Source organism: Meiothermus sp., from assembly GCF_026004115.1.
In the GTDB taxonomy this organism is placed as follows: Bacteria; Deinococcota; Deinococci; order Deinococcales; family Thermaceae; genus Meiothermus.
Map to the genome: position 1 here is coordinate 2,938,403 of NZ_BPIM01000001.1, position 24,248 is coordinate 2,962,650.

The following is a 24,248-nucleotide window of genomic DNA, read 5'->3' on the forward strand; positions in this document are numbered from 1 at the left end:
TCCCAGGAGGTATCGTGGTGATCTACAGTCACGTTAAGAACCTAGAGCAAATTAACACCACCTCATCGATTTGCGACGAAATCCTACAGACCGACATATTGGCTAGGCGGTTTGCGGGTGCTCTGGGGAGGGTTAGATGATGGGTAAGACGCTACGCGGCCTGGGCTTATTACCAGTGGGGTTAGTTTTCATTCTGGCTGGGATCGCCCAAGCTCAAATTCCTAGCCGTATTATTGTCAACCCCAGTTTTGAGATTCCAAACATTTCTGCAGCAGGTGTATGCGAAACATTTGGGGGAACCCTTCAGCGCTATCTGCCGGACAGCAGCTACACGGGCACCAACGAGGCCAACAAGGTACAGGGCTGGCGCACCACCGATGACCTTTACAACCGCACGAGCTTCAACTGCCCCACCTTCACCCTGCCCTATCGCCCGGTCGAATACTTTCGTACCCCCCAGCGCGGCAGCGCTGCCGATGGACAGCAGTGGGCCGAGCTCAATGCCGAGAACCCACGGCGGCTTTACCAGAATGTGTGTCTGGTAGCGGGTGAGTCGGTGCCTTATACCTTTAGCCACCGGGCGCGCTTCGATGCCGGAATCGAGACGGCTCGAGCGGCGATCTATGGCGCCGACGGCGTCACCTTGATCAGTGCAGGTTCCGACTTCACCGCCACCTCCACTAATACCTGGGATAACCGCTCGGGTGTATTGACCAACACTGGCCCCAGCGGGGTCTACCAGTACGGCTTTGAGGCCCGGATTGGGGCCGGGGGTACGGCGGGGGTCATTGGCAGCGGCCGGGCCAACGAAGGCAACTTCCTGGACAACATTCGCATTACCCTGCGCCCCCTGGCCGACGTGAACCGCTTCGTCGATGCCTCGGGCGCTACCATTACCAGCGTAGGGGAATCGGCGGGCACGGTTTTCCTGGAGGTGATTGTCAACGGTACCGTCACGGCCCCTGCTACCATCACCCTTACCCGCAGCGGTGCGGTCACTACCGCCGATTTCAGCATCGGCACCCCCAACCGGGGCAGTGCCAGCGCCAACGCCAACGGAGACATCAGCCTGAGCATTCCGGCAGGGGAGTATGACCCCAACGCCAGCACCGGCCCACAGATTGGGGCCATTCGCATTCCCATTACCATCACCGGTGATAGCCTGGTGGAGGGGGGAGAACCTCTAACCTATGCCATCACGGCGGTTAGCAATCCAGGTGCACCGGCCGGAACCGACCTGGTCACTAATATCGGCGGCCAGAGCGCCAAGTGTACCACGGCAGTGGGCAGCACCACCCTGACCATTCAGGATGAGGCCGACCTGGCCATACAGAAAACCGGGCCGGCCAGCGTGAATCAAGGCGATAGCGTCACGTACACCATCAAGGTCTGGAACCGTGGCCCCACATCTGTGGCCAGTGCAAACTTCAGCGACAACGTGCCTGCCACCCTGACGGGCGTGACCTGGACGTGCAGTGCCAGCGGTTCGGCTGTGTGCGGAACAAGTGCTGGCAGCGGCAACAACATTAGCGTGACCACCGGGGCGCTGCCGGTTAATAACGTGGCCTCGAATCCCACCTCGGGAAGCTACCTGACCTTTACCGTGACCGGCACGGCTGCCAATGCGGGTTCGCTGCCCAACACCGCCAGCATTGCCCCGCCGGTGGGGGTGATTGATCCGACCGGCGGCAACAACAGCTCAACCACGACCACCCAGGTCTTGCCGCCCCCGCCTAGTATTTCAGGCACGGTCTACAACGACAATAACGGCAACAGCAGCCTCGATAGCGGCGAGCCCCGCCTGGCTAATGTGCAGGTCGAGCTCCTGAGCGGAAGCACCGTGATTGCTACCCAGAGCACCGATGCCGCCGGTAACTATACCTTTACGGGCATAGCCCCCGGCACCTACACGGTGCGGGTCAGCACCACCGACCCCGACCTGCCTGCGGGCTCGAGCCTTACCACCCCCAATAACCTCTCGGTCACGGTGCCTTCGGGCAGCGCAGTAACGGGCCGGAACTTCGGCTTCCGCCGTTCGGCCCTGGACGTGATCAAGTCGGCGGGCGCGGCCCAGCAGATCAATGCCACCACCTACGTGGTGCCCTACACCATCGTGGTGGGCAACACCGGCCAGTTGGCCCTGCCCAACGTGCAGGTTACGGAAAACCTGAGCCAGACCTTCCCCGGTAGCTCGTCCATCGCCATTGTGGCTGGCTCCCTAAGCGCCACGGCAGGTGGGGGTGCTACCTGCACCCTCAACAACGCCTTCAACGGTACCAGCGATACCCGCTTGCTGAGCGGCTCCAACACCCTGAATGCGGGCCAGAGCTGCGCAATTAGCTTCTCGGTGCGGGTGGCCTACGCCAGCGCAGGTGCGGTGCCCAGCGTCCCGCAGAACAATACCGCCTACGGCTCGAGCCGCACTACCGGGCCCAACCCGGGCTATACCTTCCCCGGCGGGGTGCCCACCCCACCCACCGGGGCCATTGCCACCGACGCCAGTACCAACACCACGAACCCGGCCACCCCGGCAGGCTTGCCCAGTACCCCAGGCGGCGACAGCCCCAGCGCTACGCCGGTCTCGCTGACCCCCAACCCCGGCAGCATCCAGGGTACGCTTTACAACGACCTGAACAACAACGGCAGCTTTGACCCCACCTCTGACCCTCGCCTGCCGGCCGACATCGAGGTGCAACTGCTGGACAGCGGTGGCAACGTAATTGCCACCACCCAGACCGATGCCGATGGCAACTATACCTTTGCCAGTGTCAGCCCTGGCAGCTACAGTGTGCGGGTGGTCTCGAGCGACCCGCAGGTGCCCCGCTGGACTCGCGCCTAGCGCGCCCGCAACCGGTTCGGCGCCTGTCACAGTGACTGCGGGCACGCCCTCCACCCAGAACTTTGGCTTCCAGAAAGTGGCAGTCGACGTGATTAAGTCGGCGGGTACGCCGGTGCAGATTGGCCCCACCACCTACGAGGTGCCCTACGCAGTGGTGGTGGGCAATACCGGCAATGTGGCGGCGCCCAACGTTCAGGTTTCGGAGAACCTGAGTCGCACCTTTGGCGCGGGCAGCCCTGCCATCAGCCTGGTGGGTACCCCGGCCCTTACCGTGACGCCCTCTTCGGGGGCTACCTGCACCGCCAACCCTGGCTTCAACGGCACTACGGTCTTTGGCCTGCTGGCCGGAACCGACGACCTCGCCCCCGGCCAGAGCTGCACCATCAGCTTCCGGGTGCGGCTGGTTTACCCGAGCACCGCGGCTATTCCCAGCGCCCCCCAGAACAACCAGGTCTACGCCTCGAGCCTGCCCGGCAGCGGTCCCAACACCGGCCACACCTTCCCCGGTGGGGTGCCCACGCCTCCTCCGGGTTCCCTGGCCACCGATACCAGCAGCAACACCACCCACCCCGCCAGCCCGTCTGGCTTGCCAAGCAGCCCGGGCGGCGACACCCCCGGCAATACCCCGGTGACCTTCCCCAACCCCGGCAGCATCTCGGGTACGCTCTACCTTGACCAGAACAACAACGGGAGTTTCGATTCTGGCACCGACCCGCGCCTGCCCAACGTGTCGGTGGAGCTGGTAGACAGCGGCGGTAACGTGGTTGCCACCACGCAGTCCGACAGCGGCGGCAACTATACCTTCACCGGCGTGGCCCCCGGCAGGCTATACCGTGCGGGTGGTTGCCACCGATCCCGACTCTGGGCGGAGCTACCCCCAGCGCACCGGCCAGTGGAGCCCTGAGCGTGACGGTGAGCCCCGGCGCAGCCAGCAACAACCAGAACTTCGGTTTCAGCCGCACCGGGCTGGATGTGCTTAAGTCGGCAGGCCCGCCCACCCAGGTGGATGCCCGCACCTTTACCGTGCCCTACACGGTGGTAGCCGGGAATACCGGTACGCTGCCGCTGCCCAACGTGCAACTGACCGAGAACCTGGCCCAGACCTATGCCGACAATGCACCTACCATTACCGTTGTTTCCGGGCCGACCAAGACCACAGGGGCTGCGCCCTGCACCATCAACCCGGCCTTCAACGGCACCACCGATACCCGGCTTTTGACCGGCAGCGATACCTTCCAGGGCGGTCAGAACTGTACCCTGAGCTTTACCGTGCAGGTACAGTACCCCGACGCGGCCTCGGTACCCAGCACGCCGCAGAACAACTCGGTGTACGGCTCGAGCACCCCATCGGGCCCCAACCCCGGTCATAGCTTCCCGGGCGGCACCCCCACCCCACCGCCAGGCGCTACCGCCGCGGATACCAGCAGCAACACCACCCACCCCGCCAGCCCCGGTGCCCTCCCTGGTACGCCGAACGGGGACACCCCCAGCGCTACCCCGGTCAGCCTGGTGACCAACCTGGGCAGCATCTCCGGCACGCTCTACAACGACCTGAATGGCAACAAGAGCTTCGACGGCACCCCCGCCGATAGTCGCCTGGGGGCCGGTATCACCGTTGAACTGGTAGACGGCAGCGGCAACGTGGTGGCCTCCACCACCACCGATGCCAGCGGGAACTACAGCTTCAATGCGGTCCCGCCGGGCACCTACACCCTTCGTGTACCGACTGGGGCAGGTAATCCGGCCCTGGGCACCCTCCAACCCGTAGCCCCCGCCAGTGCGCAGATTACCGGGGTAACTATCGCCCCCGGTACGGTCAGCAACAACCGCAACTTTGGCTTCAACAACCCGCCGGTGGCTGCGAACGACAGCGCTACCACCCCCTTCAACACGCCCGTTACCTTCAGTGCGGTGGGCAACGACACCGACCCCGATGGGTTTGTTGACCCCAGCACCCTGGATCTTGACCCCAGCACACCGGGCGATCAGAAAACTCGAGCCATACCCGGCCAGGGCACCTTTACGGTGGACAGTAGCGGCAACGTGACCTTTACCCCGGAGCCCACCTTCAGCGGTACGGCCACCATCCCCTATACCCTGCGCGACAACACCGGCAATCCTTCGAATCAGGCCAACCTTTCAGTCACAGTTCAGCCGCCGCAGCCGCCGGTAGCCGTCAACGACGACTCGAGCACCTTACCCAACACCCCGGTCACCCTAGATCCCAAAATCAACGACACCACACCCAACCGGGGCGCCAGCATCGTGCCGGCTTCAGCTGGTCTTCCCGGCCTCCGGCCAGCCTGCGGGCAGCACCCGCTCGCCGGATGGCAAGACCCTCACGGTACCGGGCGAGGGCACCTACACCATCAACCCCGATGGCACCGTAACCTTTACCCCTCTGCCCACCTTCGTCGGGCCGGCGACTCCGGTCACCTATACTTTCCAGGACACCACCGGCCAGACCTCCAATCCGGCTACCATTAGCATTGATGTGAGCAGCCCGGCGGCGCTGGACGACACAGCCACCACCCCCTTCAACACCCCGGTCACCCTCGATCCCAAAACCAACGACCTGGTGGCCTCGGGGCGCAGCCTGGTGCCTGGTTCGGTGGTCTTCCCGGCCTCCGGCCAGCCTGCTGGCAGCACCCGCTCGCCGGATGGCAAGACCCTCACGGTACCGGGCGAGGGCACCTACGCCATCCAGCCCGATGGCACGGTCAGCTTCACCCCGGCTCCCACCTTTAGCGGTACCACCACCCCGGTGCAGTACACCATCGCCGACAACTCCGGCGCGGTTTCCAACCCGGCCAGCATTCGCGTGACAGTGGGGCCTCCCGCCGTTCCGGTAGCCACCCCGGACACAGCCACCACCCCCTTCGGGACGCCAGTTACCCTAAACCCACCCGCCAACGACACCGCCGGCCCCGGCACTACGCTGGTACCCGGCTCGATTGACCTTGACCCCAGCACGCCAGGCCAGCAGACCACCCGTACCGTACCGGGCCAGGGCCGCTTTCGATCTGAACCCCACCACCGGCCAGGTCACCTTTCACCCCCGACCCCGGCTTTGCTGGAACGGTGCAGATTCCCTATACCATTCAGGACAATCTGGGGCAGACCTCGGCGCCCAGCACCCTGACCGTAAATGTCACCCCGCCGCCCGCACCCGTGGCGCGCGACGACGCCAAAGCTGGCGACTTCAACCAGCCGGTGGTGGTACCGGCCCTGTTGAACGACACTGCCAGCCCCGGCACCACCCTGGTGCCTGGCTCAATTGACCTTGACCCCAGCACCCCCGGGCAAGAGACCACCCGCACCATCCCCGGCAAGGGCACCTTCACCGCTGCAGCCCGACGGCACGGTGCGCTTCGACCCGGTGCCGGGCTTTGAAGGTACGGCGGTGGTGCCCTACACCATCCGGGACAACCTGGGCCAGACCTCCAACCCCGCCAATATCGCCGTCACGATTCGCCCGCGCCCAGCTCCGCCTACGGCAGTGGACGACCAGGCCTCCACCCCCAGGGGCACGCCGGTCACGCTAAATGCTGCCGCCAACGATACGGCCAACCTGCCCAACGTGATTGACCCTGGCTTCCATTGACCTTGACCCCAGCACGCCAGGCCGGCAGTCCTCCCTTAACGTTCCGGGACGTGGCACCTTTGAGGCCCGCCCCGACGGTACGGTGGTCTTCACCCCGGAGCCGGGCTTTGTCGGCGTGGTGACCATCCCCTACACCATCAACGACCAGGACAACGACCCCAATACCGCGCCCCAGACCTCCAACCGGGCCAACCTGACCGTCACCGTAAGCGAACTGCCGGCGGCAGTCGACGACCGCGCCCAGACCCCGGTGAATACCCCGGTCAACGTGCCCGTTGCGGCCAACGACGTAACCAACCCCGGCCAGACCATCGTGCCCAGCACCATTGACCTCGACCCCGATACCCCCGGCCAGCAGACCACCCGCACCGTGCCGGGGCAGGGTACGTTCGCGCTACAGCCCGATGGCAGCGTGCGCTTCACCCCCGAGCCGGGCTTTGTGGGTACCGCTACCACGCCCTACACCGTGCAGGACAGCGCAGGGGTACGTACCAATCCGGCCAACCTGATCATCACCGTTACCCCACCGCCCCCCACCGCTGCCGACGATCAGGCCCGCACCCCCTTCCGAACCCCGGTTACGCTGTACCCCAGCACCAACGACACGCCGGGCGCGGGCGGGCAGTTGGTACCCAGCACCGTTGACCTTGACCCCAGCACGCCGGGCCAACAAACTGAACGGGTGGTGCCGGGCAAGGGCCGCTTCGTGCTCCTACCGGCCACCAACCTGAGCAATGAGTCGGTACAGTTTATCCCAGAAGAGGGTTTCACCGGCACGGTTAGCATTCCCTACACCATTCAGGACAACTTCGGCCAGACCTCGAGCCCGGCCAACCTGACCGTTACAGTAGACCCGCCCACCGCGCCCATCGCCAATAACGACCTGGCCAGCACCAAGCGGGACACCCCGGTCACCCTGAACCCGGCGGCCAACGACACCCCTGGCCTGGGCACCGGACTCGACCCCCGCACCATTGACCTGGACCCCAGCACCCCAGGCCAGCAGACCCGCTTTGAAGTGCCTGGACAAGGGGTTTTCGAACTTCAACCCGACGGCAAAGTGCTATTCACCCCGGCCCCAGGCTTCACCGGCACGGTACAGGCGCCCTATACCATTCAGGACCAAACCGGCCAGACCTCCAATACCGCCCGTCTGGTGGTGACGGTCAACCCGCTCCCAGCAGCCAGCAACGACAGCGCCACCACCCCCTTCAATACCCCGGTCACGCTGAACCCGCTCAACAACGACACCCCCAGCGATGGCGCCACCCTCGACCCCAGTACCCTCGACCTCGACCCCCTGACCCCAGGGGTGCAGGAGAGCTTCACCGTGCCGGGCAAGGGCACCTTCAGCCGCAATCCCGATGGCAGCGTGACCTTTACGCCCGCGCCGGGCTTCACCGGCACCGTGACCATTCCCTACACGGTTCAGGACACCAGCGGCAGCACCACCAACACCGCCAACATTGCCATTACGGTGCGGGCCCCTGCCGTACCGGTGGCCCGTGACGACAGCGCCACAACGCCCTACAACACGCCGGTCACGCTGAACCCCATTGCCAACGACTCTCCCGGCGCGGGCGCGACCCTGGATCCCGGCACCCTCGACCTCGACCCGGCCACCCCCGGCATCCAGAACCAGGTAATTGTGCCGGGCAAGGGTACCTTTGTGCGAAACCCCGACGGCAGTGTGACCTTCACCCCAGTCGAGGGCTTCACCGGCACGGTGGAGGTGCCCTATACCATTCGCGACAACGCTGGACAGGAGTCTAACCCCGCCACCATCCGGGTAGAGGTGCGGGGCCCCAACCTGGTGCTGGAGAAAACCGCCGTGCAGGGGGTGGCCCGGATTGGGGGAAGCCTCGAGTACATCCTCAAGGCCACCAACCAGGGTTCGGGCGCTTCCATGCGACAGGTCACCCTGAGCGACCTCTTGCCGGTGGGGCTGGAGTACCGCCCGGGCAGCTCGAGCCTCAACGGTGCAGCTTTCCCCGACCCCCAGATCACCAACGAAGGAGGTCGCCAGCGGCTGGTCTGGGTAGTAGGCGAGCTGGCCCCCGGCCAGTCGGCCAGCCTGCGCTTTGCCACCACCGTGACTGCAGCCGCCCCAACCAGCGGCCAGCTGGTCAACGCTGCCGAGGCCAGCGCCCTAGTGGGTAGCTCGCTCAACCCGGTGCGGGTCAACTCCAACGTGGCCACAGCCACCGTGCGAATCGAGGCCGGCGTCTTCAGCGACAAGGGCACCATTCTGGGCCGGGTTTACTTCGACAAGAACAACGACAACAACTACACCGCCGGGGTGGATGAACCCTTGCAAGGGGTGCGGGTCTACCTCTCCGATGGGCGCTACGCCGTTACCGACGAGCAGGGCCGCTATAGCCTGACCGAAGTGCTGCCGGGCCTGAACACCCTGCGGGTAGACCGCCTGACCGTGCCGTATGTGCCCAAGGCTATACCGGATGACCGGGGCCTGCGTGGCACCCGCCAGGTGCGGGTGGAGGGTGGTGGGCTCTACACCGAGGACTTCCTCTTCGAGAACCCCAGCAGCCAGACTGCCGTCACCCGCTCGACCCGCCTGACGGTGGATGGGCAGCGTCTGGAGAAGACCCTTACGCAGGTCTCGAGCAACACCTACACCGTCACCCTGACCCTGACCCTGAACAAGGCCGTAAACAACCTGCGTATTTCCGACCCGCTGCCCTCCGGTGGCAGCCGTGGGGCCATCACCGCGCCAAACCTGCAACCCAGCCTCCAGGGCAGTGAAATCCGCTTGGGCAACGTGCAACCTGGAACCTACATCCTGACCTACACCCTGAGCGGCAACATTCCCATAGACCGCCTGATTACCGACCCCGACCTGCTCTGGGAGGAGGTACGCTGATGAAAAGGCCAGTATTCTTCTCCATTCAAACAGGTTTACGGGCAGCAGTCCGTCCCGAAGGGAATCCAGCTTTAGTGAATGCCATGCAAAGCCACATCAAACTGGTACTGATTGCGCTGATGACCCTGCTCCCCTGGGTGGCAGCCCAGCCCGTTGCCCTGCCGCAGTCCAGCATCAACCTGCCGCTCTCGAGCGTGGGCAGCGAGGTGGGCTGGGACCAGCGGGCCGGAGGCCAGGACGACTACCGCCTGGCCGTCTTCGAACGGGCTGCGGGCCAGCCCTTGCGGGTGGAGCTCTTTAGCCCCGACATCAACCTGAACGATTACCGCAACAAGCGCGATGTGCAGAACTACTACGGCGACGAAATCTATGCCCCCAACGTCAAAATGCGGTCTGACTTTAAGCTGCTGGGACGGGGCACGTCCGCATTGCTGGCGGAGCGGAGCTACGGCAACGCCGAAACCCACCGCTACGATACCCTCTTCGAGGGTATCCTGGCCCAGGGCTACTACGCTCAGCCTGTGCGCACCTTCGGCAACGGCAAGAACGCCTTTGGCTTCCGCTTGAGCCCCGGTATTGCGGTGGAGGCCAGCCAGTTTACCGTGGTAACGCGGGGGCAGTTTGGCCGCGACCAAGTTGCGGCCCGCCTGACCCTGGGGCAAGCCGCGGTCGGCAAGGTATTCCGTATCGAAAACTTCGATGCCGACGGCCCCCAGGAGATGCGCATCTTTGTGCGCTTTCCCAACGGGCAGCGCCGCGAGCTTACCAGTTCGGGCGACGTGCAGTGGGCTAGCAACGAGTTCCGCGTGACCCCCGAGCTGCGGGGCGAGTGGGCCATCCTGGTGCGGATTCTGCCCACCACACGACAGTTCTCCAACTCGGTCAAGTTTCGCCTGCGCCTGGATAATCAGCCGTACTATGCCCGTGTGCCGGCTGAGCCCGGCCCGGCCCTGCCCCGCGTCGAGCCGCCACCCCCACCGCCGGCCCCCAAGATAGACCTGGTAGTAAGCAAGAGCGTGAACGTACCCCGTGCCAACCCTGGGGACGCTGTCCGGTATACCCTGACGGTGACCAATAACGGCCCCGATGCCGCCACCAGCGTGACCTTGACCGATGCCTTACCCAGTGGACTGGGGGAGGCTCGCAGCGAAGGGGCCCGCCTGGAGGGTAGTACCCTGACCTGGAACCTGGGCCGTATGGGGCCTGGGGAGCGCCGGACGGTGCAAGTAGAAGCCATCGCAGAGAGCCTGGGCACCTGGGTCAATACCGCCGAGGTACGGGCTGCCGAGGAAGACCCCACCCCTGAGAACAACCGCGCCCAGGCCCGCCTGGAAGTGGTGGCCCCAACCCCACCCCCGCGCCAGCCGGAAGTGGAGCTGGCCCTTACCAAGACGGTACAACCCGCCCGCCTCGAGCTCGGGCAAAACGCCACCTACACCCTGACCGTCCGCAACAACGGCCCCGATGGAGCCACCGGGGTGGTGCTCACGGATCGGCTACCGGTGGGGCTCGAGTTCATCTCGGCTACCCCTGCACCGGTGCGGGAAGGCAACACCCTGACCTGGAACATTGGTGGCCTTGCGAGTGGGGCAAGCCTGAGCTTTAGTGTGGTGGTGCGGGGCCAGGTAGCGGGCGAGCGCACCAACCAGGCCAGCGTTCGCTCGAGCGAGCGTGACCTTGACCCTGCCAACAACCAGGCCCAGGCTACTCTAGAAGTGGTGGCGTCGCCGCCTGCACCCCCACCTCCCCCTCCGCCGCCGGAGCCCAGGGCCGACCTGTCCATTAGCAAGACCGTGAGCCGCGCGCAGGCCAGCGTGGGTGACCGGGTGACCTACACCCTGACCCTGGTCAACAACGGCCCCGATGCGGCCACCAATGTCGTCCTGACCGATACCCTGCCCGCAGGCCTGGCCAGCATCACCGCCGAGGGGGCCACCCTGCAGGGCAACACCCTGACCTGGACGGTGGGCAGCCTGCCCAGCGGGGCCCGCCGCAACTTCACCGTGCAGGCCACCGCCACCCAGGCTGGAACCCTGGTCAATAGTGCCGAGGTGCGCCTCCGGGAGACCGACCCCGACCCCGCCAACAACCAGGCCCAGGCCCGCTTGAGCGTGGTTCAGCCGCCTGCGCCCCTGCCGCCGGTGGTGCGCGAGCCGGTGCGGGAGCGCGAGTCGGAAGTGACCCTGGCGGCCCGGCTGGCCTCGGCCCCGGCTGCGGGTGTGGTGATCCTCTCGGATCGGCTGCCGCAGGGTGCTCGCTATGTGCTGGGCAGCAGCCGACTTTTGCGGGGTGCACCGGCGGGGGTTCTCGAGCAGTCGGTGATTGCCAACCCCACCCGCGAGAACGCCGACCCCCTGGCCGATCCCCTCGTCTCGGGCGACCGGCTGTTCTGGGTGTTGCCTGGTTCGCTGCGGACAAACTACGTGTTGGGCTACCGGGTGAGCCATGCGGGGGCGCTCGAGTTCCCCCAGGATCGCCTGGGCGTGATTCTGCAAACCCCAGAAACCCGCTCGGCAGGCAAGCCCCGTACCCCCCAGGGCCAGCCCTTCCTGGGCAGCCTGGGCGATGTCCGGGTGGTGGTGGGTGAACCGGGTCTGCTGCAGGCGCTGGCCCAGGCCCAGCCCATCCAGCAAAGCGACCTGGCCGACTTCAGCCTGGTGCAGGGGGGTGGTGCACCGGCCACGGTTCAGATCTACCCCAGCCGCCCCCTTACCACCGATCGCGCCGATCAGCCCGAGCTCACCATTCTGGTGCGGGATGCCCAGGGCAACCCCGCCAACGTGGGCTATGTAAGTGTAAATGTTCGGCCCGAGCCGGAAGAGCCCGATGCCGAGACCGGCGTGCCCGGCTACCAGGTGCGGGTGGTGAACGGCGAGGCCCGTCTCCCCCTCTCCAACCTGGGCACCCGTCTGCAAGGCGGCAGCCCGGAACAGGTCGAAGTAGAGGTGATAGCGGGCGAGGTTCGCCGCCAGGCCCGCTTCCCGGTAGAGGCCGCCCTGCCGCGTCCCCTCGTTGTTTCCGGTGCCTTAGGCCTGCAGGCCAATCTGAACGGCAATGGTTTCAGCCTCGAGACCAGCCTGCGGGCCTTTGGGCGCGGAAGCGTGCTGGGCGAGGGCCTTTTCACCGGCGCGGTCAATACGGGGGCCGACTTTAGCGTGAATGGCTTCCTCTTCCGGAATGCAAACCTCCTACCCCCTGCCAACCCCTACCAGCGCTTCCCGCTTTTGGGCGACAGCTCGCAGATCGGCACCGACGCCAACTCCGCCGACAGCGTCTTCTTGCGCTTCGAGGTGGGGAAGAGCTACCTGCAATACGGCCAGCTCGGCACCGACTTCCAAGGTCTCCTGACCGGCTATAACGCAGGCTACAACGGCCTCAAGGGGGTGCTGCGTCAAGGTGACTTCAGTCTGAATGCCTTTGCGGCGCTGGTACCCAACGCCAACCGCCGCGAGGTGATACCGGGTGACGGCACCAGCTTCTACCGCCTGGGTCTCTTGCCCAGCGAGCGTCCGGTGGTCAGTAGCAGCGAGCTGGTGGTGCGGCTGGTGCGCGACCGTACCAATTCCAACCTGGTGCTGAGTCGCACCATCCTGCTGCGAAACGCCGACTACGACATAGACTATAGCGCAGGCATTCTGCAACTGCGGGCCCCCCTCCAGCCCACCGACCTGAACGGCAACCCCCAGAGCCTCGAGGTCGCCTACGCCGTCACCACCCCCAGCGGCATCGTGCGCGAGCTGCGCGGCGGGGTGCAAGCGGGCCTCGAGACGGAAAGCTTCGGCATCCGGGCTACTCTACTCTCGCTGGACAGCAGCGTCTCGGGCCTGGCCGGGCTGGGCTTGCGGCTGGGGGGCGAGAGCGCCCGCCTCGAGGCCGAGCTGGCCGCGCCCATCAACAACCTGAGTCAGGTAGCCGGCGCACTGAAGTTTGGTCTCAAAAGCGCGAACTTCGACCTGGAAGGCCGCTACCAGGATGTGCCGCCAGGCTTCCAGGACCCGCGAGGAGCGCCCGGTGCCGCCCGTGATATCACCCTAGGTGCGGCAGCCCGCTCTGGCTTGCTGGGCCTCTCCGGACGCTACAGCCTGAACCAGGACTACGTAGCCGGAACCACTACCCAGCAGGTGAGTGCGGAAGCCAGGGTAGGTGGCGAGAACCTGGCCCTCTTGCTGGGGGCCGGGGCCAGCTTTGGCCTCGACCCGCAGTCCATCAACAACTTCCAGTCTCAAACTGCCTTCCTCTCGCTGGGGGCAGAGGCCAGGGCCGGGCGCTTTGGCATTTCGCTGCGGCAACTGGTGGGCCTGGGCAATACCCCTGGGGCTACCGACCTCAGCCTGGATTACGCACTGACCCAAAGCTTCGGTTTACGCCTGCAAAACCGCCTCACCTACGCCGCCACCGGCCTGCGCCTGACCGGGGCGCTGGGGGTGCGGGGTAGCTTTGCCAACGACGAACTTCTGCGTACCCTGCTGGGCAACACCTCCGAGGCGCCCGACCCTGAAGGCCGTCAACTCGGCTCCACGAACATCTCGGCCACCTACGAGATGTCCAACCTGGACGGTGAGGCTGGACGCACCCGGTTGGGCCTGGACACCACCGTTCCGCTCACTAAGGAGCTGCAGCTAGGCCTTAGCACCAACGTTATCGTCGCCGACAACGCCCAGGGTGGGGCTAGTGCGGGCCTTGGGCTCCGCTACAACGATGAAAACCTGCAAGCTAGCGCTCGCGCAGAGTTCTCGGGTCAGGCCAGCAACCCGGGCATCAAGCAGGTCTACGAGTTTGGCCTGATCTACAAGCCCAGCAGCGACCTGATCCTCTCGCCCCAGGCCGCCTACGTGCGCGAGGCCAGCGGCACCGATGGCACCCGCTTTAGCCTGGCCGGAGCTTACCGGGGTGACCGCCTGAGTCTCCTGACCCAGAACACGCTGAAGGGGGGCTTCTACCGCGATGCCGACGGCGTGATCTTCGAAGGTGAGGTGCGCGGGGGCTACCAGGCCGACGAGCGCTGGTTCCTGCGCCTGGGCACCGCCTACCGGCTGGCCGACACGGGTATCTTTACCGGCCAGGTGGGCGGTGGCCTGACCTACTTCCTCACCGACACCTTTGGGCTAGGGGCCAGTGCCAGCTACTTATTCCAGCCCGCAACCCGCTCCGGCCAGCTTTCGCTGGGTGTGGAGGCCAGTCTGCGGGTAGCCACCGGCCTGACCTTCTCGGTAGGGGCTAACCTGCTGGGCACCGAGACCAGCCTGGGCGGCTTCCAGAGCCTGCCGGGGCTGTATTTGCGCCTGGACTGGCTTTTCGACGAGAGCCTCTTCGGGGTACCTGCCCGATAACCCTGTGTGTATGGGCTGTAGCCTGTCTTGAAGATAATCTGCCTCCGGGCGCACGGGTCTTGACCCGTCCAAAAGGGAATCTGTCCCAAGTCATACCGGATTCAAAAAGATAGTCATTCAAACAAAAAAATCCAGAGGCTATCTTTTTAAATCCTGGAGCACTCCTTTCAGTCGGGTTAGTTCGTCACTAAACAGTGACGAACTAACCGAATCTGGTATCACAGCGGGCCGAGCTTGTTTCGGCCCGGTTTTTTTCTCGCATGACCCAGCACCTCAGGAGCCGATTTGCTAGGCTGTACTTATGCTTTGGCGAATGCTGCGTGCAGGGGGTCGGCCCCCTGCCATCTGGATTCTGCTGCTGGGCCTGGGGGTGGTGGCTGCCCTGCTGTTGGTGCAGGGCCTCGAGCCCTACCGCACGGCCTGGCCGGTGCCCTTGTTCATTACCCTGGTGGCCTGGGTGGCTATGAGCGCAACCCAGCTCGAGCGCCGTCTGGCCTCAGCCATAGGGGACGACCCCCTGATGAAGAAAGCCCTGGAGCGCCGCAACGCCCTGGCCCGGGAGATTGGCTTGCTCGAGGCCCCCAGTTTTCGCCGCCAGGTTGAAGATGTCTTGCAGCAGGTAGACCAGGACATCCTGCCCGAGTTTGAGCGTCGCCTGGCCCGTTACCGCACCCTGGAATCTTCGCTGGCCGAGCAGCGCAAGGGCCGGGGGCCCCTGGTGGGGGCCAGCCCTGCCACCCTCAAAAACCTGCAGCAGCTTTCTGCGGCCCAGCAAGAAGCCCTACATGGGCTGCTCACCAAGCTTTCCGATATGGTCGCCAACCTGATAGGTCTTTCGCACAGCACCGAAGATCCCGAGACCCTACGCCGTGCCCGCTCACTGGCCGAGGATATGGCAACCTACTGGGAAGCCAGCGCCGAGGTTTTCAAAGATACGAATCCTGCTCCAAGTTCCAAATAGCCTGGGGCCACTTATTGGTTTGGTAACCAGGAACGATATATATGGCAGCCCCTCTCAATGAGCCGTAGATCGCAGTTTTGGGCAATCAACGTGCTTCAACACGTACTGCAAAACAAGTTACCTGTACACTTATGACACCGTCGTATTATCCCCCTCATACCAGATTCAAAAAGACAGTTTGCAAAAACCAAATACCCCATCGATTGTCTTTTTTGAATCCTGAATCAGTTGCCTCTTACCTGCAACCCGGTGCGCCCGATGGAGGCGTTCAGAACCACGCGTAAGAGCTTCACGTCCGTAACCCCGGCGGGCCGGTTGAGAGCGGGGCTGGTGTTTACGGTGCGCAGCGGCTCGAGTTGGGCCTTCACGAACTCGAGGTCGGGCTGGGCCCCCACAACCTTGTTGGTGAGCGCCGGGTAGTCACTCACAACCTGCGCAATCTGCCCGGCGGGGGCGGTGGTATCCCGCCAAAGCTGGTCTACTGGCTTGTTGGGGGCAGGGTCAGTGAAAAGCGGGTAGTGGTTACCGGCTCCCAAAACCTGGGTGTTTCTGCCGTCTCCGGTGAACTCGAGTCGGGAGGAATCGCGGTGGTCGAGCTGAGAAGAGATAATGCTCAAGCTCCCGGCGTAGCCGGAGGTGCGTACCAGCGGCTGACCGGGGAGGATTACCGACAACATCAAGCTGCCCAGCGCCAATCGCCCGCTGGACTGCGCCCCGAGGTCGATCAGCGGGGCCATGGCGGTGGGGTTACCTTCATACCACATGCCAGTCACGACCAGTCGTCCCCCCTGCCGCACCTCGAACAAGCTGGAGCCTTGCGAGGAAGCTCCCGTCAAAAAATCAACCCGCCCCCCGCCCCCAATAACCCGTACCCCCCCCAGAAAACTCGACATCCCGAAGGCGGTCATGGTTACCTCGGTCTGGCGCAGATTAAGCACCTCGAAGGCTAAGGCGGCGTTGTTGGGGCTGCCGGGCCCGTTGGAAAGCACCTGACTGCCGTAGACTCGCCCGCCCGGCCCGTCGGCCCCTTCGATCACCAGGGCATCAGCCCCGTTCATGCTGCCGCCCATCACCTCCAGGTCGCGCAGGGTGGCTCGGCTGGGTCCCGCAAGCCGCAACACCGGCCCAGACCCCGCTCCCTCCCAGGCCAGACTCGAGCCGCGATACCCGGCCCCGTCGCCCACCAGCGAGAGTTCAACTCCAGCGGGCACGGTGATGGTGCTACTGACCCGGTAGCGGCCTTTGGGCAGATGAACCACCGGTCGGCTGCCTGCGGGCAAGGTAGCAGCCTGGTTGATTGCCTGCTGCACGGCCTCCCCGGTGAAAGCTGTCACGGAAACTAGGGGTCGATCTTTACGGGGGACGAAGTCCCAGGGCTTGACCTCCGGAGGTGAGCCGGTGCTTTGGGGCGTCATGCTGTTGGGGTCGGCATAGAGTCGACCCCAATCCTCGTCCGCGCCCTGAACCAAACCGCCGACCTCAGCGGTGATCTGCTTTCCGGTCTCGTCCAGAAGCTCGAACTCGGCCAGGCTCACCCAGCCTCCCGGCTCCTGCCCAGGAACCTGGCCAAGGGTATTCTTAAGAACTCGCAGTTCGTAGAGGGCGAAAGCCTGGGGGGAGGCGAGGACGTACTCCTTGCGCTGCCCAGGGCTGAAGCGCTCTCCGGTGCGCAGGTCGAGCCGAACCCAGCTCGAGCCCCAATCGTTCGAGCCGAAGAGGGCGAAATCCTGGGGGTCGGGCCGGGCATCCGGCAGGCCCTGGGCTGAGCGCAGAGCATAACGCACGGCGGTGCGGCGGGTACCGGGCGGGGTGTTCCACTGGATACCTGCATCGTAGCGCCACATGCCCAGGGTGGTGTAGGTGGAGGGGCTACCGTCTACCGCGCGTTCGACAGGCTGGGCGATAGTGCCAAAGCCGTGGTTGAAGGGCTGCTCGGGAACGCGCACCGGCCAGTAGGTGGGGCCTGAGAAGGTGTTACCGATCAGGAGGGCGTTCTTGCCCGGCAGCCGCACAGCGGGCTGTCCGGCTGGTGCCTGCACCATGTTGTCCACGAGCACCACCGGGTCGGCGTCGGTGAGTTCAAGTGGGGTTTCGGTGGTGGCATAAACCCGGTTGCCTTGGAGGTAGACATTGGCCAGGAAGCCCCGGATGAAAGCTTTTGACCCCACCGAGAGGTTGTTCACCAGGGAACTTACCATGTTCACACCAGAGCGCAGATCGGCCTCCTTCGAGCGCACGAAGCGGCTCTCGTAAACGTGGAAGGCCCCGGCAGCGTTGAACATCGCGGTGGTGTTGTCCTCGAAATAGTTATACCAGGCGTAGATGTCGAGCGAGTTGTAGTTCTGGGTTGCCAACCCGATGCCACAGCGGTAGAAACGGCTGCGCAGCACGGCCTGCTCGGCCACCCCGTTCTCCTCACCATTACCGAAGTTGAGACAGGTGCCGCTGATGTCGCGAAAGATCAGGTCGCTCAGCTCCCCGTAGGTAGCGAACCCTCCGGCCCGCACCAGACCGTTCGCGGCCCGCCCCTGTCCGTCGAAGGTCAGGCGGCTGAGCTTGTCGTACCAGGCATCCCAGCGCATCATAGTGCCGCCAGAAGGGCCATCCCAGACGAGGAGGGTGCTCTCGGGGTGCTCGCCCACTATCTGGGCACCCAGGTAGTCGTCATGGGCGTTGCGCTGGGTGCGAAGGGTGGCAGTGATGCGGTAGCGCCCCGCCGGGAAGTAGAGCACGCTCCAGGGGTTATCCTTCACTGTCTTGAGGTTGTCAAGGGCCCGCTGGATGGCGGCGGTGTCGTCGCTCACCCCGTCCCCCTTAGCCCCGTAGTCCTTCACGCTTTTCCAGCTCGGGTAAGGGCCGCTGAACTCCTCGCCCCAGTCGGCGGCAGGGGGAGGTGGGGTGCCGGGCGGGGAAGGTGGAGTGCTGGGCGGGGGAGGTGGAGTGCCGGGCTTGGTCTGGGCGCAGCCACCTAGGAGTGCCGCCAGAGCCAGCAGGACGAGCAGGATACAACGAAGAGAGTTCACTTTGAACCTCCTAGGGCGGGGGTGTTGCATGAAACCATTCCACATAACCTCAAATCGAATCTATCACAAGGACGCTCAGGCAGCCCAGGAAGTGGTGTTAAGTTAATGTTTGATTAATACCGATTTACTCGGTCAGGCTGCGAGTTCTGGCAAAGGAGATAAATCAGGGGTATAGCGCCAGAGATAAGTTCTCGACGGCATTGGTAGAAGGTCATCTTGTGATTGATGTACTCAATCCGTGATGCCTGCCATCAGGAGCCCCAGCTTTTCCTCAGTGGCCTCGTTGGCTTTGAGTTCACCCATAATGCGGCCCTCAAACATGACCAGAATACGGTCGGACAGCGAGCGCACCTCGTTGAGGTCGGCAGAGACCAGCAATACGGCCATGCCCGCATCCCTGGCCTTGACTATATTTTCGTGGATGAACTCGATCGCGCCAATGTCCACCCCACGGGTAGGCTGGGCAGCCACCAGCACCCGGGGCTTGCGGCTTAACTCGCGTCCCACGATTATTTTTTGAGCATTGCCACCCGAGTAGCGGCGGGCGGCCAGCTCGGTGCTTCGGGGGCGTACATCAAACCGCTCCACAATTTCGCGGCCTTCCTGTTCAATGATGTCAGCATCAATGAAACCTAAGAAGCCTGCGTTGGGCCTCTTGTAGTGGTCGCCCAAAATCAGGTTCTCGCGGGTAGTAAAGTCCAGCACCAGACCCCTGGAGTTGCGGTCTTCGGGGATGTGCGATACGCCCCATTCACGCACGACTCGAGCGTTTGGCCGGAGGGTCTGCCCTTCGTACTCAATGGTGCCCTCATAAGGCCTCAAGCCCGTGATGGCCTCCACCAACTCGGTCTGGCCGTTGCCCTCCACACCTGCAATGCCCACAATCTCACCTGCCCGTACCTCAAACGAGACCCCATTAAGGCGGTGCTTTTTGTCTTTGCCGGGGATGGTCAGGTTGGAAACTTTCAGTACCGCCTCGCCGGGCTGGGCCTCGGTTTTGTCCACCGACAAAATCACCTCGCGCCCCACCATCATGCGGGCCAGTTGGGCCACATTGGTTTCGAGTGTGCTAACCGTACCGACTACCTTGCCATCCCGAATGACGGTCACACGGTTGGATAGCTTGATGACCTCGGCCAGCTTGTGGCTGATAAAAATGACGGCGTTGCCCTGGTTCACGAAGCGGTGTAAGAAGTCAAAAAGCTCGTCGGCTTCCTGGGGTGTAAGCACGGCCGTAGGTTCGTCCAGAATCAGGATTTTTGCTTTGCGGTATAGCGCTTTGAGGATTTCCACCCGCTGCTGCAAGCCCACCGGCAGTTCCTCTACAGGCGTATCGAGGGGCAGGTCGAACTCGAGGTCTTTCATCAAGCTCTCGACCTCAGCGCGGGCCTGGGCCAGGTTGAGCTGGGCCCCCTGGGTAGGCTCGGACCCCAGAATCACGTTTTCCAGCACGGTAAAAGGGTCTACCAGCATGAAGTGTTGGTGCACCATCCCAATGCCCTGGGCAATGGCATCGCCCGGTTCAGTGATGTTAACTTTCTGGCCATTAACCCAGATTTCACCCTGATCGGGTTTGACCAGGCCGTACACAATCTTCATCAGGGTGGACTTACCCGCTCCGTTTTCGCCCACTACCGCCAGCACCTCGCCCCAGCGCACATCCAGCGAGATATGGTCGTTGGCGAGCACCAGGGGGTAGCGTTTGGTGATGTTTTTGAGCTCGAGGGCCACCGCACCCTTTTCCTGCGGTTTGGGGTCGGAGACGGTATTGTTCATGCCCCTCATCATACAGTCAAGCCTTACGCTGTCACAGCCGAAGGCCAGTAATACCAAATTCACACGAACCCCTTGCCTTCTTCCCGGTGAGAGAAGGTGGCGACACCCCGACCACGCTATTTACAAACAGCGATAAGAACGTGATTGGCCGCATCTGGGGTGTCGCCCGATGAGGGAGCCTGGGACGCCCTCAAAGCTAACTGCCCAAGTTTGGTATAAACGAAAAGAGAGGAATTGAAAAACGCCCAGGGAGAATCCCTGGGCGCTATCTAGAGCCAGATTAGCGTTTGTCCGGCACCTTAATGGCGCCAGAGATGATCTGGCTGCGCAGCACAGCCAGGCGGTTGATGACCGCTTGAGGAATCAGGGCGCGGTTGTAGTCGTCGAGGGAGTAACCCACACCATTGTTGTTCAGGCCGAACTCGCGCACCCCACCCTTGAAGGTGTTCTCCTTGACCGCCTTGATTACATCATAGGTGGCCACATCCACCCGCTTGAGCATGGAGGTGAGCACATGGTTGAGGGTGCGGGGGTTGTTATCGGTGTCGCCCAGGTAGTTCTGGTTGGCATCTACCCCAATCATGAACATGGGGCGGGTGGTGGCAGCGGGGCAAGACTGGTTGTAGGCGGCGTAGCGGGGCACTGCCGAGCCGTTGTTGGAGATGAAACGCACGCCAGAGGGCAGCTCGTTTTGCTTCAAGCAACGTTGCTGCTTCACAAAGTCCAGCACGCCCAGGCCCGAAGCACCAGCGGCGGCATAGATAATGTCGGCACCCTGCTTGGACTGAGCGGTGGCGATTTCCTTAGCCTTACCGGGGTCGTTCCAGGCGGCAGGGGTGTTGCCCACATAGTTGATGAGCACGCGGGGGTTGGCGATGTTGCGCTCGCGCATACCCGCGATGGCCCCGGCCCGGTAGCCCTGCTCAAACTTGTGGATGAGCGGGATGTCCATGCCGCCCACAAAGCCCACCACGCCGGTGTTGGTGGTGCGGCCTGCGATGTAGCCTACCAGGTAGCTACCTTCGTGCTCGCGGAAGACCAGACCAACGGCGTTGTCGCACTTGCCTTCGCAAGGCACGGAGTCAATCACCGCGAACTTGATGTCCTTGAATTCCTGGGCATTTTTGGTAATCGAGGGCTCGTTGGCAAAACCCACTCCCACGATCAAGTCGAAGCCTTCCTCGGCAAAACGGCGGATGCCCTGGCCTACCTGGCCCGGGTCACCGGGCTCAAAGTCAAAGACCTTGACGCCTAGCTCCTTGGCAGCCCGCTGGGCACCCTCAAAGGTAGACTGGTTGAAGCTGCGGTCGTTTTTACCACCTGCGTCGAAAGCCATGCCCACACGGATTTCCTGGGCCAGGCCCAGCCCCAATGCGGTAGCCATGGCAACACCGAGCACTACGAGTTTCTTCATGCGATTCGCCTCCATCTACTTGTGAACAACACAAGTTCTGAACTGGCTGTTAGCCGAAGCGCATTATAGAGCAGAAATCATGAGGCTTGAAAGGGGCTTGACAAAAGAACAGGGCCGGTGCGTGAACCCTCGCAAACCTCAGCCAGGAGCACTTCAAGCGCTTAGTGTTGGAAAAAATGCTCGTAGGTAGGCTACCTGGCTAGGGGTTATACCCCCACCTGGCCTCCCCCGCTGGGGGAGGAATGCGTGGTTTTACTTTATGCACTGGCCCTGGACAAAAGAAGGAAGCATACCTCTGGCATTTTGAGACCGGCTACGACACCGATTTGAAGTGGCTTTGAGTTAAGATGGTAGCATCGCGTTATGTCTACGCCTAAACAGCGAGTTCAGGAACTACGGGAACAAATTCGCTACCACAACTATCGCTACTTTGTCCTTGACGACCCGGTTATTTCCGATGCCGAGTACGATCGCTTGATGCGCGAACTCAAGGCGTTGGAGGAAGCGCACCCCGAACTGGTTACACCCGACTCACCTACGCAAACCGTGGGCGCCCAGCTCTACGAGACCACTTTCGAAGCGGTGCCCCATCCAAGCCGCATGTTTTCGCTGGGCAATGCCTTTAGTCGCGAGGACATCGAAAATTTTGAGTCCAGCATTAACCGTGCTCTGGGCGCTGAAGAGCCGCGTGAGTATGTGCTGGAGTATAAAATTGACGGTTTGTCGGTCAATCTGATTTACCGCGATGGCGTGCTGCGTCGGGGCCTGACCCGGGGTGACGGCACGGTGGGGGAGGACATTACCCCCAACCTGCTCACCATTGACGATGTGCCGCGCCGACTGCAGGAGCCCTTAAGCCTCGAGGTGCGGGGTGAAATCTATCTACCCATTCAAGCCTTTCTGGAGTTGAATGCGAAGTTGGAAGAGGAGGGTGCGGCGCCCTTCAAGAATCCCCGCAACGCTGCAGCCGGTAGCTTGCGGCAAAAAGACCCCAGGGTAAGTGCCAGCCGGGGCTTGCGCGGCCTGTTTTATGGGGTGGGAAGGCCCGAAGCTTTTGGTGTGGCCACCCAGGTCGAGTTGCTGAAGAAGCTAGAGGAACTGGGGTTTTCGGTAGAGCCCCATTACCGTGTGGTACATGGTGTGGAGGGGGTTGAGGAGGGGTATCGGGCTATGCTGGCCCGTCGTCGGGCGCTGGCTTTTGAAGCCGATGGGGTGACGGTCAAACTCAATAACCTGGCCCTCTGGTCGGAACTCGGCTACACTGCCAAAACCCCCCGCTTTGCCATTGCGTACAAGTTTCCTGCCGAAGAGAAGCCCACGAGGGTATTGAATGTGGTGTTTCAGGTTGGGCGTACTGGACGGGTCACGCCGGTGGCTGAACTCGAGCCCATCACGCTGGATGGCTCCACCGTCAGCCGGGTTACCCTGCACAATGAAAGCTACGTGCAGGAGCTGGGCTTGCGGATTGGCGATACCGTACTGGTGCACAAATCCGGCGGGGTCATTCCCGAGGTGCTGCGTGTTTTGACCGATGCGCCCAGAGGCCACAAGCCCGTAGAATGGCCTCATCGTTGCCCAGAATGCAATACCGAGCTTGTACTGTCGGGCAAAATTCATCTCTGCCCCAACCCCTTGTGTCCAGCTAAAGCTTTTGAGTCTATCCGTCACTTTGCCAGCCGCCGGGCCATGGACATTCAAGGTCTGGGGGAAAAACTCATCGAGCAGCTTCTGGAGGCTGGTTTGGTCAAGGACGCCGCCGACCTCTACCGGCTCCGTAAAGAGGACGTAGCGGCCCTCGAGCGCATGGCCGAGAAGAGTGCCCAGAACCTGATCGAGCAGATAGAAAGCAGCAAAAGTCGCGGTCTTGAGCGGCTTTTATTTGCCCTGGGCATTCCGCAGGTAGGCGAGACCACTGCCAGGGCCCTAGCTAAGCGCTTTGGCCATCTGGACAATATCCTCTTGGCCACAGTGGACGAGCTTGATGCAGTACCGGACATTGCCGAAGTCACCGCCCAGGCTATCCACAATGCCCTTTCCAAACCCGAGATGCGCCGTTTTATAGAGCGCCTGCGGGCTGCCGGGGTTAGTTTTGAGGCCAGAGAGAGGCAAAAAAGCAACGTACTGGAAGGCCTTACCTTCGTGCTTACCGGAGAACTCTCCCGCCCCCGGGATGAGGTGGCGCGGGAACTCGAGGCCCTGGGGGCCAAAGTATCCGGCTCGGTCAGTAAGAAAACCAGTTACGTGGTCGCGGGGCCAGGTGCAGGCTCCAAACTGGCCAAAGCCCAGGAGCTGGGTGTTCCTGTGCTAGACGAGAACGGTTTGGCCCACTTGCTACGGACAAAAACTCAGCGGCATTGAATCCTCGAACTCATACCTCCAAGCGCGCCGAGGTTATACCGGATTCAAAAAGATAGTCATCA

13 protein-coding genes are annotated in these 24,248 nt (G+C 63.1%); 10 read left to right on the forward strand and 3 right to left on the reverse strand.

Annotation, left to right across the window (positions count from 1 at the left end):
* The first annotated feature begins 136 nt into the window (after positions 1-136).
* The 9 genes from Q0X23_RS14240 (at position 137) to Q0X23_RS14280 (ending at position 15,615) form a co-directional block, all read left to right on the forward strand.
* Positions 137-2,839 carry an SdrD B-like domain-containing protein gene (locus Q0X23_RS14240; protein WP_297860892.1) on the forward strand — a complete coding sequence of 901 codons (2,703 nt, stop codon included), beginning with the start codon at positions 137-139 and terminating at the stop codon, positions 2,837-2,839.
* Positions 2,840-2,870: 31 nt separating this feature from the next.
* Positions 2,871-3,743 carry an SdrD B-like domain-containing protein gene (locus Q0X23_RS14245; protein WP_297860893.1) on the forward strand — a complete coding sequence of 291 codons (873 nt, stop codon included), beginning with the start codon at positions 2,871-2,873 and terminating at the stop codon, positions 3,741-3,743.
* Positions 3,683-5,326, forward strand: a complete 1,644-nt coding sequence (locus tag Q0X23_RS14250; protein WP_297860894.1) for an Ig-like domain-containing protein — start codon at positions 3,683-3,685, stop codon at positions 5,324-5,326. Before Q0X23_RS14245 ends, Q0X23_RS14250 begins: the two co-directional genes overlap by 61 nt.
* Positions 5,208-5,981, forward strand: coding sequence for an Ig-like domain-containing protein (locus Q0X23_RS14255; protein ID WP_374707481.1), 774 nt, complete (start codon positions 5,208-5,210; stop codon positions 5,979-5,981). The genes Q0X23_RS14250 and Q0X23_RS14255 overlap by 119 nt, the downstream gene beginning before the upstream one ends.
* Complete coding sequence (locus Q0X23_RS14260; RefSeq protein ID WP_297860896.1) at positions 5,921-6,232, forward strand: hypothetical protein; 312 nt, start codon at positions 5,921-5,923, stop codon at positions 6,230-6,232. The genes Q0X23_RS14255 and Q0X23_RS14260 overlap by 61 nt, the downstream gene beginning before the upstream one ends.
* Positions 6,204-6,443 (forward strand): hypothetical protein, encoded by a 240-nt coding sequence (locus Q0X23_RS14265; protein ID WP_297860897.1) that lies wholly within the window; start codon positions 6,204-6,206, stop codon positions 6,441-6,443. Before Q0X23_RS14260 ends, Q0X23_RS14265 begins: the two co-directional genes overlap by 29 nt.
* Positions 6,424-9,324 (forward strand): Ig-like domain-containing protein, encoded by a 2,901-nt coding sequence (locus Q0X23_RS14270; RefSeq protein ID WP_297860898.1) that lies wholly within the window; start codon positions 6,424-6,426, stop codon positions 9,322-9,324. The genes Q0X23_RS14265 and Q0X23_RS14270 overlap by 20 nt, the downstream gene beginning before the upstream one ends.
* Positions 9,324-14,654 carry a hypothetical protein gene (locus Q0X23_RS14275; protein WP_297860899.1) on the forward strand — a complete coding sequence of 1,777 codons (5,331 nt, stop codon included), beginning with the start codon at positions 9,324-9,326 and terminating at the stop codon, positions 14,652-14,654. Before Q0X23_RS14270 ends, Q0X23_RS14275 begins: the two co-directional genes overlap by 1 nt.
* Positions 14,655-14,955: 301 nt before the next feature.
* Positions 14,956-15,615 (forward strand): hypothetical protein, encoded by a 660-nt coding sequence (locus tag Q0X23_RS14280; RefSeq protein WP_297860900.1) that lies wholly within the window; start codon positions 14,956-14,958, stop codon positions 15,613-15,615.
* Between the two features lie 224 nt (positions 15,616-15,839).
* Here the strand turns inward: Q0X23_RS14280 and Q0X23_RS14285 are convergent, their stop codons facing one another.
* The 3 genes from Q0X23_RS14285 to Q0X23_RS14295 all read right to left on the reverse strand — a co-directional run bounded on the left by Q0X23_RS14285 (position 15,840) and on the right by Q0X23_RS14295 (position 21,828).
* Positions 15,840-18,638 (reverse strand): glycosyl hydrolase family 28-related protein, encoded by a 2,799-nt coding sequence (locus Q0X23_RS14285; RefSeq protein ID WP_297860901.1) that lies wholly within the window; start codon positions 18,636-18,638, stop codon positions 15,840-15,842.
* A 231-nt stretch (positions 18,639-18,869) separates the two neighbouring features.
* The gene (locus Q0X23_RS14290) at positions 18,870-20,414 is read right to left on the reverse strand and encodes an ABC transporter ATP-binding protein (protein ID WP_297860902.1); all 1,545 of its coding nucleotides are present in this window, start codon (positions 20,412-20,414) and stop codon (positions 18,870-18,872) included.
* Positions 20,415-20,694: 280 nt separating this feature from the next.
* Complete coding sequence (locus tag Q0X23_RS14295; protein ID WP_297860903.1) at positions 20,695-21,828, reverse strand: BMP family protein; 1,134 nt, start codon at positions 21,826-21,828, stop codon at positions 20,695-20,697.
* Between the two features lie 363 nt (positions 21,829-22,191).
* Between Q0X23_RS14295 and ligA the strand changes: the two genes are divergently transcribed.
* Positions 22,192-24,186: an NAD-dependent DNA ligase LigA gene (gene ligA, locus Q0X23_RS14300; RefSeq protein ID WP_297860904.1), complete on the forward strand. Its 1,995-nt coding sequence runs from the start codon at positions 22,192-22,194 to the stop codon at positions 24,184-24,186.
* The last annotated feature ends 62 nt before the right edge of the window (positions 24,187-24,248 follow it).

Excerpts from the sequence above, each read along its gene's own strand:
- Q0X23_RS14240 (WP_297860892.1), top strand. The coding sequence starts at position 137 with ATGATGGGTAAGACGCTACGCGGCCTGGGCTTATTACCAGTGGGGTTA.
- Q0X23_RS14290 (WP_297860902.1), bottom strand. The coding sequence starts at position 20,414 with ATGAACAATACCGTCTCCGACCCCAAACCGCAGGAAAAGGGTGCGGTG.
- Q0X23_RS14280 (WP_297860900.1), top strand. The coding sequence starts at position 14,956 with ATGCTTTGGCGAATGCTGCGTGCAGGGGGTCGGCCCCCTGCCATCTGG.
- Q0X23_RS14295 (WP_297860903.1), bottom strand. The coding sequence starts at position 21,828 with ATGAAGAAACTCGTAGTGCTCGGTGTTGCCATGGCTACCGCATTGGGG.
- ligA (WP_297860904.1), top strand. The coding sequence starts at position 22,192 with ATGTCTACGCCTAAACAGCGAGTTCAGGAACTACGGGAACAAATTCGC.
- Q0X23_RS14275 (WP_297860899.1), top strand. The coding sequence starts at position 9,324 with ATGAAAAGGCCAGTATTCTTCTCCATTCAAACAGGTTTACGGGCAGCA.